The organism is Nocardia sp. NPDC050717, from assembly GCF_040654275.1.
GTDB lineage: Bacteria > Actinomycetota > Actinomycetes > Mycobacteriales > Mycobacteriaceae > Nocardia.
Genome location: NZ_JBFAHR010000005.1, coordinates 228,082 through 239,369, shown reverse-complemented (window position 1 = coordinate 239,369; position 11,288 = coordinate 228,082). Strand labels below are relative to the sequence as shown.

General features: G+C 69.2%; 15 protein-coding genes. 6 read left to right on the top strand and 9 right to left on the bottom strand.

All coding sequences use genetic code 11. The features are described from left to right. Positions 1-11 precede the first annotated feature (11 nt). The 3 genes from AB0H56_RS13660 (at position 12) to AB0H56_RS13650 (ending at position 3,092) form a co-directional block, all read left to right on the top strand. Positions 12-1,127 carry a type III PLP-dependent enzyme gene (locus AB0H56_RS13660; protein WP_357161794.1) on the top strand — a complete coding sequence of 372 codons (1,116 nt, stop codon included), beginning with the start codon at positions 12-14 and terminating at the stop codon, positions 1,125-1,127. Positions 1,128-1,135: 8 nt separating this feature from the next. Continuing rightward, on the top strand, positions 1,136-2,338 hold the full coding sequence (speD, locus tag AB0H56_RS13655; protein ID WP_357161791.1) for an adenosylmethionine decarboxylase: 1,203 nt from the start codon (positions 1,136-1,138) through the stop codon (positions 2,336-2,338). Between the two features lie 193 nt (positions 2,339-2,531). Continuing rightward, positions 2,532-3,092 carry a hypothetical protein gene (locus tag AB0H56_RS13650; RefSeq protein WP_357161788.1) on the top strand — a complete coding sequence of 187 codons (561 nt, stop codon included), beginning with the start codon at positions 2,532-2,534 and terminating at the stop codon, positions 3,090-3,092. Between the two features lie 49 nt (positions 3,093-3,141). Here AB0H56_RS13650 and AB0H56_RS13645 read toward each other — a convergent pair whose 3' ends face one another. The 6 genes from AB0H56_RS13645 to AB0H56_RS13620 form a co-directional block, all read right to left on the bottom strand. Continuing rightward, a complete protein-coding gene (locus tag AB0H56_RS13645) occupies positions 3,142-3,351 on the bottom strand; it encodes a 4-oxalocrotonate tautomerase family protein (RefSeq protein WP_357161785.1) in 210 nt (69 codons plus the stop codon). A gap of 14 nt (positions 3,352-3,365) precedes the next feature. Further along, entirely contained in the window at positions 3,366-4,106 is a 741-nt protein-coding gene (locus tag AB0H56_RS13640; RefSeq protein WP_357161782.1) for an SDR family NAD(P)-dependent oxidoreductase, read from the bottom strand. Between the two features lie 87 nt (positions 4,107-4,193). After that, positions 4,194-4,784: a TetR family transcriptional regulator C-terminal domain-containing protein gene (locus tag AB0H56_RS13635; RefSeq protein WP_357161779.1), complete on the bottom strand. Its 591-nt coding sequence runs from the start codon at positions 4,782-4,784 to the stop codon at positions 4,194-4,196. Between the two features lie 47 nt (positions 4,785-4,831). Next, positions 4,832-5,434 carry an energy-coupling factor transporter transmembrane protein EcfT gene (locus AB0H56_RS13630; RefSeq protein ID WP_357161776.1) on the bottom strand — a complete coding sequence of 201 codons (603 nt, stop codon included), beginning with the start codon at positions 5,432-5,434 and terminating at the stop codon, positions 4,832-4,834. Then, on the bottom strand, positions 5,431-6,111 hold the full coding sequence (locus AB0H56_RS13625; RefSeq protein ID WP_357161773.1) for an ABC transporter ATP-binding protein: 681 nt from the start codon (positions 6,109-6,111) through the stop codon (positions 5,431-5,433). Before AB0H56_RS13625 ends, AB0H56_RS13630 begins: the two co-directional genes overlap by 4 nt. A gap of 9 nt (positions 6,112-6,120) precedes the next feature. After that, positions 6,121-6,714 carry a biotin transporter BioY gene (locus AB0H56_RS13620; RefSeq protein ID WP_357161770.1) on the bottom strand — a complete coding sequence of 198 codons (594 nt, stop codon included), beginning with the start codon at positions 6,712-6,714 and terminating at the stop codon, positions 6,121-6,123. A 215-nt stretch (positions 6,715-6,929) separates the two neighbouring features. Between AB0H56_RS13620 and AB0H56_RS13615 the strand changes: the two genes are divergently transcribed. After that, positions 6,930-7,955, top strand: a complete 1,026-nt coding sequence (locus tag AB0H56_RS13615; RefSeq protein ID WP_357161767.1) for a LuxR family transcriptional regulator — start codon at positions 6,930-6,932, stop codon at positions 7,953-7,955. A 10-nt stretch (positions 7,956-7,965) separates the two neighbouring features. On the opposite strand, the gene AB0H56_RS13610 is transcribed toward AB0H56_RS13615, so the two are convergent. The 3 genes from AB0H56_RS13610 to AB0H56_RS13600 all read right to left on the bottom strand — a co-directional run bounded on the left by AB0H56_RS13610 (position 7,966) and on the right by AB0H56_RS13600 (position 9,941). Further along, positions 7,966-8,580, bottom strand: a complete 615-nt coding sequence (locus AB0H56_RS13610; protein WP_357161764.1) for a serine protease — start codon at positions 8,578-8,580, stop codon at positions 7,966-7,968. Positions 8,581-8,683: 103 nt separating this feature from the next. Then, complete coding sequence (locus tag AB0H56_RS13605) at positions 8,684-8,920, bottom strand: hypothetical protein (RefSeq protein WP_357161762.1); 237 nt, start codon at positions 8,918-8,920, stop codon at positions 8,684-8,686. A gap of 112 nt (positions 8,921-9,032) precedes the next feature. Continuing rightward, on the bottom strand, positions 9,033-9,941 hold the full coding sequence (locus AB0H56_RS13600; protein WP_357161759.1) for a hydrogen peroxide-inducible genes activator: 909 nt from the start codon (positions 9,939-9,941) through the stop codon (positions 9,033-9,035). A gap of 108 nt (positions 9,942-10,049) precedes the next feature. On the opposite strand from AB0H56_RS13600, the gene AB0H56_RS13595 reads away from it, so the two are divergent. After that, positions 10,050-10,637 carry a peroxiredoxin gene (locus AB0H56_RS13595; RefSeq protein WP_110035729.1) on the top strand — a complete coding sequence of 196 codons (588 nt, stop codon included), beginning with the start codon at positions 10,050-10,052 and terminating at the stop codon, positions 10,635-10,637. Positions 10,638-10,688: 51 nt separating this feature from the next. After that, positions 10,689-11,228, top strand: a complete 540-nt coding sequence (locus AB0H56_RS13590; RefSeq protein ID WP_280347536.1) for a carboxymuconolactone decarboxylase family protein — start codon at positions 10,689-10,691, stop codon at positions 11,226-11,228. Positions 11,229-11,288: the final 60 nt, after the last annotated feature.

The window sequence follows — 11,288 nt, the reverse complement described above, 5'->3', positions numbered from 1 at the left end:
AAAGTTCAACTATGCCCGAATCCCCGTACCTTGTCATCTACCCCGAGCGGGTACGTGCCAATTACCGAGCCCTCGCCGCCGCCGTGTCGGCACGACGCAGCCAGGGCACCCGGATCAGGTACGCGGTGAAGGCGGCGCCGGTCGACGAGCTGCTCACCCTGCTCGACGCCGAGGGCGCGGAGTTCGATGTGGCCAGCATCGGCGAGATCGACCAGGCGCTGCGCCTCGGCATCGCCCCGGCGAAGCTGTGCTACGGCAATCCGATCAAGAAGAGCGCCCATACCGCGCGCGCCTTCGCCCTCGGCGTGCGCCGCTACGCCTTCGACACCGAGGACGACCTGCTGCGCATCGCCGAGCACGCGCCCGGGTCGGAGGTCGAGTGCCGGTTCCTGTCCTCGGCGCCGGAGTCGCGGACCCCGTTCGGCACCAAGTTCGGCTGCGCGCCGGACGAGGCGCTGCGGCTACTGGTGCGCGCCCGCGATCTGGGCCTGGTCGTCGGCGGCCCGTACTTCCACGTCGGCTCCCAGCAGCTGGACCCCACCGCATGGCGGATCGGTATCCGGCAGGCGGGAGAGATCGTGACGGCCTTGGCGGACAAGGACATTCACGTCACCGCGGTCAATGTGGGCGGCGGTCTGCCGATCTCCTACGTCGACGCGGCGCCCGAACTCGACGCGATCGCCGCCGCGATGACCGCGGCCGCCGCGGAGTTCCTGCCCGAGTCCACCGGCCTGGTCGTCGAGCCGGGCCGTGCGCTGGTGGGCAACGCGGGCACGATTCACGCCGAGGTCGTCGGGGTGCGTGTCGCGCCGGACGGCCGGCGCTGGGTGTATCTCGACATCGGCCGCTACAACGGCATGGCCGAGACCGAGAACGAGTACATCGCCTACCGTTTCGTCACCGATCGCGACGGCGATCCGGTGGCCGAGGCGGTGGTCGCGGGTCCGACCTGCGACGGCGACGATGTACTGTATCAACGCACGAAGGTCCTTCTGCCGACCACGTTGCGAGCCGGTGATCAGATCCAGATCCTCGACACCGGCGCCTATACCGCGAGTTATTCGTCGGTGTCCTTCAATGGTTTTCCGCCCTTGACCGTTCATGTCTCGGGCGCTGAGCGAGAGTGAGTTTGCCCATGACGGCGGAATTCACCGGCTGGCATGTGCTGGCCGAGTTCGGTGGTGTCGACACAGACCTGTGTGACGATCTCGAACGACTCGAATCGGCGTTGCGTGAGTCTCTGATCGCGGCGGGCGTCACCATCTGCGATGTCGTTCACAAGAAGTTCGAACCGCAGGGGGTGACCGTCCTCGCCCTGTTGTCGGAGTCCCACGCCTCGATTCACACCTATCCGGAGTCCGGCGACATCTTCGTCGACGTCTTCACCTGCGGCAGCATCGGCGCCGGTGCGACGAAGGCGGTCGAACTCCTGCGAGACAAGTTGTCTCCCAAGGATGTTCGGATGCAGGTCGTCCAGCGCGGCCACGGCGCCGAGAAGATCTACGAACCGGTGGGCGACGGCCTGACCCGGATCTGGGATCTGCACGAGGTGATAGTCGACACCCACACCCCCTTCCAGCACATGGTGATCGCGCGGACCGATCAGGGCATCTCCCTGTTCTCCGACGACGATCGCCAGTCCACCGAGTTCTCCCAGCTCACCTACCACGAGGCCATGATGGTCCCGGCGTTCGTGCTGGCCGAGAAGCTGGACCGGGTGCTGATCATCGGTTCCGGCGAGGGTGTGGCCTCGCAGATGTCGGTGGCGGCGGGCGCGACCCTGGTCGATCACGTCGACATCGACCAGCGCGAGGTCGAGCTGTGCGCGCGGCACCTGCCCTACGGCTACACCAGCGAGGAGCTGGCCGCGGCCGTGGCGGGCGAGGGCCCGATCCACGTGCACTACGCCGACGGCTGGGACTTCCTGGCCAAGGCGCAGGAGGCGGGCACCCGCTACGACGTGATCGTCATCGATCTGCCGGACGAGCGCGTCGAGGACGCCCAGCACAACCGCCTCTACGAGTCGGAGTTCCTGTCCCGATGTAAGGCACTGCTGGCGCCCGGCGGCGTGCTGACGGCCCAGGCCGGCTGCGCGACGATGTGGCGCAACGAGACGCTCAAGCGGTCGTGGGGCCGGTTCACCGAGCAGTTCGCCACCGTGGTGCCCTACGGCAGCGACGAGCACGAGTGGACCTTCCTGTTCGGCCTGAACGAGAAGATCGAGAACCCGGTGCGCGGCATGGCCGACCGGCTGGCACTGCTGCCCTACCGGGCCGAGACCATCGACGCCCGCGCGCTCGAGCGCGGCGCGATCGAGCCGTACTCCCTGCGCGCCTGAGCTCGCTCCGGCGACAGCCACCGAAGGCGGTGACCCGGCATCCGGGTCACCGCCTTCGTCGTCCGGTCAGCCGAGCAGCACGGCGCAGGCCCGCGGCTTCGGCCGCGGAGTCCGGTCCGGCGATTCCGGTGCCATCGGCGGCGAACGTTGGCACTATGCAACATGCACAGCATCGACAGAATCGAGTCCGCCCATGACGCCGACACCGTTGTCCGCCGACGGCCTGATGCCGGTCCGCGCCCCATCGGGCCACCGCCCCCGCTTGGACGCGCTGTCGCGGGCCGGTCTCGCCGAGTTCGGCGGACTGTTCGCCTCCGCGCCCGACGTGACGGCGCGCGACTTCGCCCGGCTGGACGGCGATGTGACGATGCGATCGTTTCCCGGATCGGGTGAGCGGGTGCTCGGGCCGGTGATGTCCCGGCCGTCGTACTTCTGGGTGGCGAAATCGTTTCGTCACGTGGCTGGTGGGATAGCGCTCGGCCACAACGCCTTCCGCCTCCTCGGCGGCATGCGGGCGCTGAATTTCGTGGCGACCGTGGGCGATTCGGTGATCGACGGGCGTCCGGCCGTGCTGTTCGACTACGACGACCCACGCGCCGGTTCGCGCAGGCCTGCCCGGCGGATCTACGACGAACTGCGCGAGATCGAACCGGATCTGTGGCTGGGACCGAGCTACTTCCTCGCCAGGGGCAAGCGCTTCCCGATGGGCTGGTTCGCCCTCGACGCCTCGGTGCCCTTCGACGGCCCGGCCTGACACGACCCGAGCCGGGCGCAGGTCGTCCCCGCACCCGGCTCGGCGCGGCTCACTCGGCCTGGCGTCGCGCCCGATACTCGGCGACGTTCATCCCACCCACTCCCCAATCCGTCAGCGGCACTTCGTCGATCACCACATAGGTGGTCTCGGGCGCCTTGCCGAGTACCTCGAACAGCAGATCGGTGACGCCCTTGATCAGCTGCCCCTTCTGCTCCGGGGTGACCCCTTCGTCGGTGACCTTGATATTCACGTACGGCATGGTGGTTGTCCTTTCTACGCCGCTCTACCTGAGATGAACCCGCCGTCGACGGGGAGAATGTGGCCGGTGACGAACTCGGCGTCGGTCAGATACAGCACGGCCGCGGTGGTGTCGGCGACCTCGCCGATCCGGCCGAGCAGCGCGGCGCCCGCGGCGGCGCGTTCGTCGCCGTCCCCGAACAGCGGGGTGCGGATGATGCCGGGGGCGACCGCGTTCACCCGGATCCGGGCGGGCGCGAGTTCGGCGGCCAGGCTGGTGGTCAGCGCGTGCACGCCGCCCTTGCTGATCAGCGCGGCCGAGGCGGGCAGACCGGTCATCGCGTGGTCGATGAGGACGGTGCCGATGTTGACGACGCTACCGCCCGCACCCTGGGTCAGCAGCTGGCGCACCACCGCCTGGGTGGTGAAGTAGGTGCCCTTGAGGTTGCCGCCCAGGTAGCGGTCGAGCTCGGCCTCGGTGACGTCGACGAACGGGGTCGCGCCGAAGACCCCGGCGCTGTTGATCAGCGCGTCGACCCGGCCGAACCGGTCGAGCGCGGCCGCCACATACGCCGAACCCGTTGCGGGCGAACCGATATCACCGACCACCGTGGCCACCCGGTCCGGGGCGGCGAGGTCGGCCGCCACCTCGGCGAGCTTGGCCGCGTCGCGCCCACCGAGCACGACCGCGTCGCCACGGGCGACGAAGGCGCGGGCGACGTCCCGTCCGATCCCACTGGATGCTCCGGTCACGACGACCGTCTTCGGAGTCGACATTCGACTGATCCTTTCACAGTTGATACGACCGGTCGTCTTGGAACGGGCGACCGGGACGAGGGAAGCCGAGCACGAGGGCGTTCCGGCTCAGGGACGGAAGTAGTCGTCGAGCAGGCGCCGCAGACACTTCTCCAGCGGTTCGACGGTGCGGTCGATCTTCATCCGGATGACCGCGCCCTCCCAGGATTCGAGCAGCAGGTCGGCCAGCTCGACCGGGTCGATATCGGCACGGACCGTGCCCTCGGCCTGCGCGGTCCGCAGCGCCTCGGCGACGCCGTCGCGCCAGCGGGCCCAGGCACTCGACAGCGCGGTACGCAGCAGCTCACTGCCCTCCAGTTCGCCGCCGAGATTGCCGATCAGGCAGCCGCCGGTGTAATCGGCGGCGACGAAATCCTCGGTCAGCGCGGCGAAGAAGCGGCGCAGGCCGGTGAGCGCGTCGGGCGCGCCGGCGAACGCCTCGGCGAGCGAGCGCTGCACGCACAGCGAATGATGCTCGATCACCGCGCGCGCGAAACTCTCCTTGCTGTCGAAGTAGTTGTAGAACGAGCCCTTGGGCACCCCGACCTTGTCGAGCACCTGCTTGATGCCGGTGCCGTGATAGCCGTTGGCCAGCAGCCCGATCGCGCCCTCCTCGATGAGGAGCGCTCGCGTGTCGTCGCTGCGCCGTGGTCGTGCCATGCGAGGAACTATACGACCGGTCGTCTTGGAATGGCAAGCGGTAGCGGTCAGTCGTCGTCGACACCGCGGGCGGCCAGCGCCTCGCCCATCGCGTCGGCGGTCCGCAAGGCGCGCACCAGCACCGGCGTGACCAGCGCCGTCGCCGACCACGAGACCCCGCGGGCCCGGCGTGCCTCGGCCACGTCGTGCACGATCTGGGCGAGCAGGGGCACACACCGGATGGCCAGCGCGAGCAGCAGACCCACGCGTTCCGGATTCACCCCGACGTGACGCAGCGGGGCCAGCCCGCGCAGCAGGGCGTCGAGGAGGTCGGTGACCCGGGTCGTCACCGTCACCAGCGCGGCCAGCGCGACCGAGGCGAGCAGCACGCCGCAGACGACCACCGCCCGCACGGGCGTGGTGGTGAGCAGCTGGAAGACGCCGATGATCGCCGTCATCCACAGCACCGGGCGCACCTGGGCCACGGCCACCCGCCACGGAATGCGCGCCAGTGCGAACAGCCCCGCGACGACCACCACGACGCAGGCCATACCGGGCAGCCCGCGCACCCACACCGTCATCGCGACGATGGCGACGATCAGCAGCGCCAGCTTCACCCCGGCGGGCGCGCGGTGCAGCAGCGAGTCGCCGGGGTGGTAGAGGCCGATCATTCGACCAGGGCCCGGTAGGCGCCGACCGCGTCCGCCGGGGTGCCGTCGAAGGCGACGGAACCGTTGTCCAGCACCACGACCCGATCGAAGCCGTCGAGCAGCGCCAGCTGGTGGGTCACCACCACGACCTGCTGGTCCAGCGAGTTCAGCGCCTCGGACACGCGCCGGGCGTTGCGCAGATCGAGCAGCGTGGTCGGCTCGTCGGCCACGATCACCTCTGGCTCGCGGATCAGCGCGGAGCCGATCGCGAGCAGCTGCTTCTGGCCGCCCGAGAGCAGGTGCGCGGGATGATCGGCGTGCGCGGACAGCCCGAACCGCTCCAGCATCCGCGCCACCCGCTCCGCGACAGCGGCCCGGTCCAGCCCGCTGCGGCGCAGCGAGAACGCGAGGTCCTCGGCCACGGTCGGCATCACGATCTGGGTGTCGGGATCGGTGAAGACGAACCCCACCTTGCGACGCACCTGCGCGCCCTTGCGCGCGGCGTCGACACCGTCGACGGTGACGGTGCCCTCGGTGGGCTTCAGCAGGCCGTTGAGCATGCGCGCCAGCGTCGACTTCCCCGAGCCGTTGGCGCCGATCAGGCCGACGCGGCGTTCGGTGATCCGCAGATCGATCTCGCGCAACACGACGCGCTCACCGAAGCGATGACCGACGCCCGTCAGCACGATCTCACTCATCGAACCCACTCACCGCGCGATCAGCCCGGGATAGGCGCGGTGCACGCCCTTGGCCACGACCGTCGCGATGACGACCTTGGCCAGATCACCGGGCACGAACGCGAAGTTCGACGAGATCGCCGCCCACACACCCAGATCGGTGCGGACGAGCAGGCCCGCGGTCCCGAACAGGTAGATGACCACGATCCCGCCGAGCGCGTTGATCAGCAGGCCGGGCACGAGCGGGTATTTCGGCAGGATCAGCGTGGTCAGCCACCCGATGACCAGCGTCGCGGGGATCCAGCCGATCAGATAGCCCGCGGTCGGCGAGGCCAGCGCGGTCAGCCCTGTGCGCCCGCCGGAGAGCAGCGGCAGGCCGATCATCGTCAGCGCGATGAAGACGGCTACCGCGGCGGCACCCTTGCGCGGGCCGAGAATCGCGCCGGTGAGGATCACGCCGAGGGTCTGCAGGGTGATGGGCACGCCGCTGAACCCGACCGTGACGGCGCCCGGCAGCCCCAGCGCGGCGATCAGGGCCGCGAACACCGCGACCTGCGCCAACTCACGCGCGGCGAATCCGGCCGCGGGCTTGGGGGACTTCTCGACTTCGGGCACGACGGACATCCTCTACACACTGACTTGAACGACGTTCAAAGTTAGCAGGTGAGGTGCTCGCGGGCGCAGCCGGAGCAGCCCTCGGCCATTCCGCCGTACCGGAAGATCGATTAGGATTCTGAGTTGGGTTCCGCACGTCCAGCCGTCGCCGCACGAGGGCGACGCGCCGACTGCCCGTGGCCGGAAGGGCCATCATGTCGATTGCGCTACAACGTTTTTCGAACTTGATCGCCGCGATCTACGGCGCGGGGAGCGACCCGGATCGCTGGGACGCGGTGATCCGGGAGATCACCGACACCTTCGGCGCGGCGCACGGCATCCTCGTCCTCGCCGACCCCGATACCCGGAGGTGGGCCGTGCGCACCGCGGGCAACGGCGCGGCCGAACTCCCCGCGCCGCTGGACCTGGTCGCCGACCACCTGCACCGGCTCCCTCCCGGCACGGCCACCACCAGCGACCTGTTGCTCGGCGCCGAGGCGGACGGCCTGGCGAACAGTTTCCTGGCCCGGCTCAGCGACGAACAGCCGTCCTCGTGGATCTGTCTCACCATGCCCGATCACGCCGCCATCGCCGGTCATCCCGCGCAGCTCACGCTGCTGCGCGCGCTCGTGCCGCACCTGCGCGGGGCGCTGCGGACCCAGTCGAGGCTGGTCGAGCTGTCCCGCGAGCGTGCCTTCGCGCTCGCGACCCTGGAGAAGGCGCACTACGGGGTCCTGATCGTCACCGCCGACGCGGCGCTGGTCTTCGCCAACTCCATGGCCGAACGACTCATCCACAGCGGCAACGGGCTGACCGTCGACACCGCCGGACGCCTGCACGCCACCCCGGCCGCGGTCCACAGGCGATTGCGCCGGTTGATCGAACAGGCCGCGGCGGAGGAGGACGGCGGCAATGTCGCGCTCGCCCGGCCCTCGGGCAGGCGGCCGCTGGCCGTGCGGGTCTCGCCGCTGGACGGGCTGTCCGGCGACAGTCCGTGGCATCGCGCGGCGCTGCTGCTGATCGTCGACCCCGAGCACGATCCGGAGCCGCAGCCGGAGGCCTTGCACGACCTGTACGGCCTCACCGAGGCGGAGACACTGGTCGCCCTCGGCGTGCTGCGTGGCGACGGATTACCGGCCGTCGCCGATCAGCTCTCGGTCTCGGTATTCACGGCCCGCACGCATCTGCAACACATCTTCGCGAAAACGAAAACGCATCGGCAGGCCGAATTGGTTCGCTTGTTGTTGACCACTGCGGTTTCCGCGCCGTGAATTCGGCGGATCAAATCGGATGGAATCCCACCCCCGGCCCGCCGCGCGCATTCACGTCATCCATAATTCTGGTGAAATTGGCGCCCACATGGGGGCCGAGGCACGGCACCGCGAGGTAGCCGTTGACGATCGCCACCAGCGTCGAGCCGACGACGACCGGGCCGCCGGAGTCACCGACCGCCACGCAGATCTGCGTCAGCGTCCAGGTGGCACCGCCGAAGACGTCGCCGTAGACCAGACCGCACGTCTGTCCCGTCGTCCGCCCCTCCTTGCAGGCGACGACCGGGAACTGCGCGGGCAGCCCGATCCCGGTGATCGAGGTCGAACCGACCCGGTTCACCGGATGCACCAGGCCCGCGTCGAACCCGATGACGGCGTAGTCGAGATCGCTGTTGACGAAAGCGACCGTGCCGACGTTCCCGGCCTCCTGGTCGGCCTCCGCCGCGACTCCCGTGCCGGCCTCCGCGCAGTGTGCCGCGGTGAAGCCGACGAGCTGACCTGCGCCGTCGTAGCCGATCGTGGTGAGTGTGCATGTCGCGCCACCGTCGAAGACGATGCCCGAACCACCACCGAGCGTCACCGGCGCGGCCGCGTTCGCGGTCCCGGCGCTCGCCCATACCAGCATCAGCGCGGCCGCGAGGAGCCACCCGCGAGCCCATGCCCTCGGGGCACTCTCGCACGAGGGTGCGGGAGTGCCTCGATTACTCCTTGTCTTGATCATCGGCGTGTCAGACCACGCACACCGGGTAGAGGATGGGCAGTGTCACCAGCAGCGGGACACAGGTCAGCAGCGCGCCGGGGATGGTGATGAACGGCGACAACACGGCGGGCTCGACCTGCACGGGCACCGGTGCGGCGGGGACGGGGGCAGGATCCGCCGCGGGTGCTGCGCCGGCTACGCCGGCACCGAGAGCGATCAGCGGCGCACACGCGAGCACCGCGATGGTTGAACGAAACTTGTACATGGCCATTCCTAACAGACTGTACTTTTTCGACGTGCCGATCCCATGGCGGGATCGTCACCGTATTCACCAAAGCACTCGGGGCCAGGAATGGCGTCGTGCGAACAGATGATATCTAGAACGGGCGCTTCGAACGAATGACCGCGGCCAGATATTCGTAATCCTCGGCGCGCGCGGAGGACGCGCGGTAGGCCAGCCCGATCGTGCGGCCCGGCGCCGGGTCGGCGAAGCGCGCGGTGTCGAGGGTGCCGCGCGCGGTCTCGGCGGCCACGGCCATCTCCGGCACCAGCGTGACGCCGAGTCCGCCCGCGACGCATTGGACGACGGTCGTGAGCGAGGCGGCCCTGGTGTCGCCGACGGCGCCGGGATGCACCTCGGCGGTGCGGCACACCTCCAGTGTCTGATCGCGCAGGCAGTGGCCCTCGTCGAGCAGCAGCAGGGGCAGGTCGGCCAGCGCGGGGACGGACAGGTCGGTGCGGCCTGCCAATTCGTGCCCGCGCGGGGTGACGAGCACGAATTCCTCGGAGTAGAGCGGGATCTCGACGAGGCCGGGCGCCTCGGTGGGCAGCGCGAGCAGGGCGACGTCGAGGACGCCGGTGCGCAGCCCGTCGAGCAGCCGGGCGGTCTGGTCCTCGACGACCTGGGGCACCAGGCTCGGCAGCTTGCGGCGTAACTCGGGCAGCAGCTCGGGTAACACGTACGGCGCGACGGTGGGGATGATGCCGAGGCGCAGCACGCCGCCGAGCCCGTCGCCGGTGGCCGAGGCGACGAACCGGTCGGCCGCCTCCAGGGTCGCCATCGCCTGCGGCAGCAGCCGCATCCCCGCCGCGGTGACGAGCACCCGCCGCGTGCTGCGCTCGATCAGCTGCAGCCCGAGTCCGTTTTCCAGTGATGCCAGAGCCTGCGATAACGTGGGTTGGCTCACAGTCAAACGCGCTGCGGCGGTGCCGAAATGCCGGTATTCGGCGACGGCCACGAACGCACGCAGCTGCGAGAGGGTTGGCTGATAAGTCTGATCAGTCACGCCTATCAGTGTACGACGAGCGATCGGCTTTACCTTTCAGTACGCTTTCGGCAAGATCACCACGAGCTCACACGATGAGCGCCAACACCACGAATGAGGAGACGCGTAATGGCTCTGCTGACCATCGGCGACCAGTTCCCGGCATACAACCTCAAGGCCGTCATCGGAGGTGACCTGTCGAAGGTCGACGCGCAGCAGCCCGACGACTACTTCACCCAGATCACCAGCGACGACCACGCGGGCAAGTGGCGCGTGGTGTTCTTCTGGCCCAAGGACTTCACCTTCGTGTGCCCCACCGAGATCGCGGCGTTCGGCAAGCTGAACGACGAGTTCGCCGACCGCGACACCCAGGTCCTCGGCGCCTCGGTGGACAACGAGTTCGTGCACTTCCAGTGGCGTGCCCAGCACGAGGATCTGAAGACCCTGCCCTTCCCGATGCTGTCGGACCTCAAGCGTGAACTGGCCACCGCCACCGGCGTTCTCAACGCCGACGGCGTCGCCGACCGCGCCACGTTCATCGTCGACCCGAACAACGAGGTGCAGTTCGTCTCCGTGACCGCCGGTTCGGTCGGCCGCAACGTCGACGAGGTGCTGCGGGTGCTCGACGCCCTGCAGTCCGACGAGCTGTGCGCCTGCAACTGGAAGAAGGGCGACCCGACCATCAACGCCGGCGAGCTGCTCTCCGCCAGCGTCTGATCAGGTCCCCTTCTCCCCCATCACATCTCAGATCCCGGAGGTAGTCCCCACATGAGCATCGAGAACCTGAAGAACTCGCTGCCCGAGTACGCCAAGGACCTCAAGCTCAACCTGTCCTCGCTCGCGCGCACCACGGTGCTCACCGAGCAGCAGCTGTGGGGCACCTTGCTCGCGTCGGCCGCGGCCACCCGCTCGGCCACCACGCTGCGCGAGATCGCCGAGGAAGCGGCCGACACGCTGTCGGCCGAGGCGTACGACGCGGCGCTGGGCGCGGCCTCGATCATGGGCATGAACAATGTGTTCTACCGGGGCAAGGCCTTCCTGGACGGTCGCTACGACGACCTGCGCGCCGGGCTGCGGATGAACATCATCGGCAACCCCGGTGTCGACAAGGCCGACTTCGAGCTGTGGTCGTTCGCGGTGTCCTCGATCAACGGCTGCGCGCACTGCCTCGAGGCGCACGAGAAGACGCTGCGCGAGGCCGGTGTGTCGCGCGAGGTGATCTTCGAGTCGCTGCGCGCCGCGGCGATCGTCGCCGGTGTCGGCCAGGCGGTGCAGTCCACCGAGGCGCTGGCCGCGGCCGCCGTCTGATCCACCGCAACACTCGGCCCCGATCGGCTCCACCGGTCGGGGCCGAGGTCGTTTCCCACG

Coding starts and splice junctions, on each gene's coding strand:
- AB0H56_RS13595 (WP_110035729.1), top strand. CDS start 10,050: ATGGCTCTGCTGACCATCGGCGACCAGTTCCCGGCATACAACCTCAAG.
- speD (WP_357161791.1), top strand. CDS start 1,136: ATGACGGCGGAATTCACCGGCTGGCATGTGCTGGCCGAGTTCGGTGGT.
- AB0H56_RS13640 (WP_357161782.1), bottom strand. CDS start 4,106: ATGTCGACTCCGAAGACGGTCGTCGTGACCGGAGCATCCAGTGGGATC.
- AB0H56_RS13650 (WP_357161788.1), top strand. CDS start 2,532: ATGACGCCGACACCGTTGTCCGCCGACGGCCTGATGCCGGTCCGCGCC.
- AB0H56_RS13605 (WP_357161762.1), bottom strand. CDS start 8,920: ATGTACAAGTTTCGTTCAACCATCGCGGTGCTCGCGTGTGCGCCGCTG.
- AB0H56_RS13645 (WP_357161785.1), bottom strand. CDS start 3,351: ATGCCGTACGTGAATATCAAGGTCACCGACGAAGGGGTCACCCCGGAG.
- AB0H56_RS13590 (WP_280347536.1), top strand. CDS start 10,689: ATGAGCATCGAGAACCTGAAGAACTCGCTGCCCGAGTACGCCAAGGAC.
- AB0H56_RS13620 (WP_357161770.1), bottom strand. CDS start 6,714: ATGTCCGTCGTGCCCGAAGTCGAGAAGTCCCCCAAGCCCGCGGCCGGA.
- AB0H56_RS13625 (WP_357161773.1), bottom strand. CDS start 6,111: ATGAGTGAGATCGTGCTGACGGGCGTCGGTCATCGCTTCGGTGAGCGC.
- AB0H56_RS13610 (WP_357161764.1), bottom strand. CDS start 8,580: ATGCTGGTATGGGCGAGCGCCGGGACCGCGAACGCGGCCGCGCCGGTG.
- AB0H56_RS13635 (WP_357161779.1), bottom strand. CDS start 4,784: ATGGCACGACCACGGCGCAGCGACGACACGCGAGCGCTCCTCATCGAG.
- AB0H56_RS13660 (WP_357161794.1), top strand. CDS start 12: ATGCCCGAATCCCCGTACCTTGTCATCTACCCCGAGCGGGTACGTGCC.
- AB0H56_RS13630 (WP_357161776.1), bottom strand. CDS start 5,434: ATGATCGGCCTCTACCACCCCGGCGACTCGCTGCTGCACCGCGCGCCC.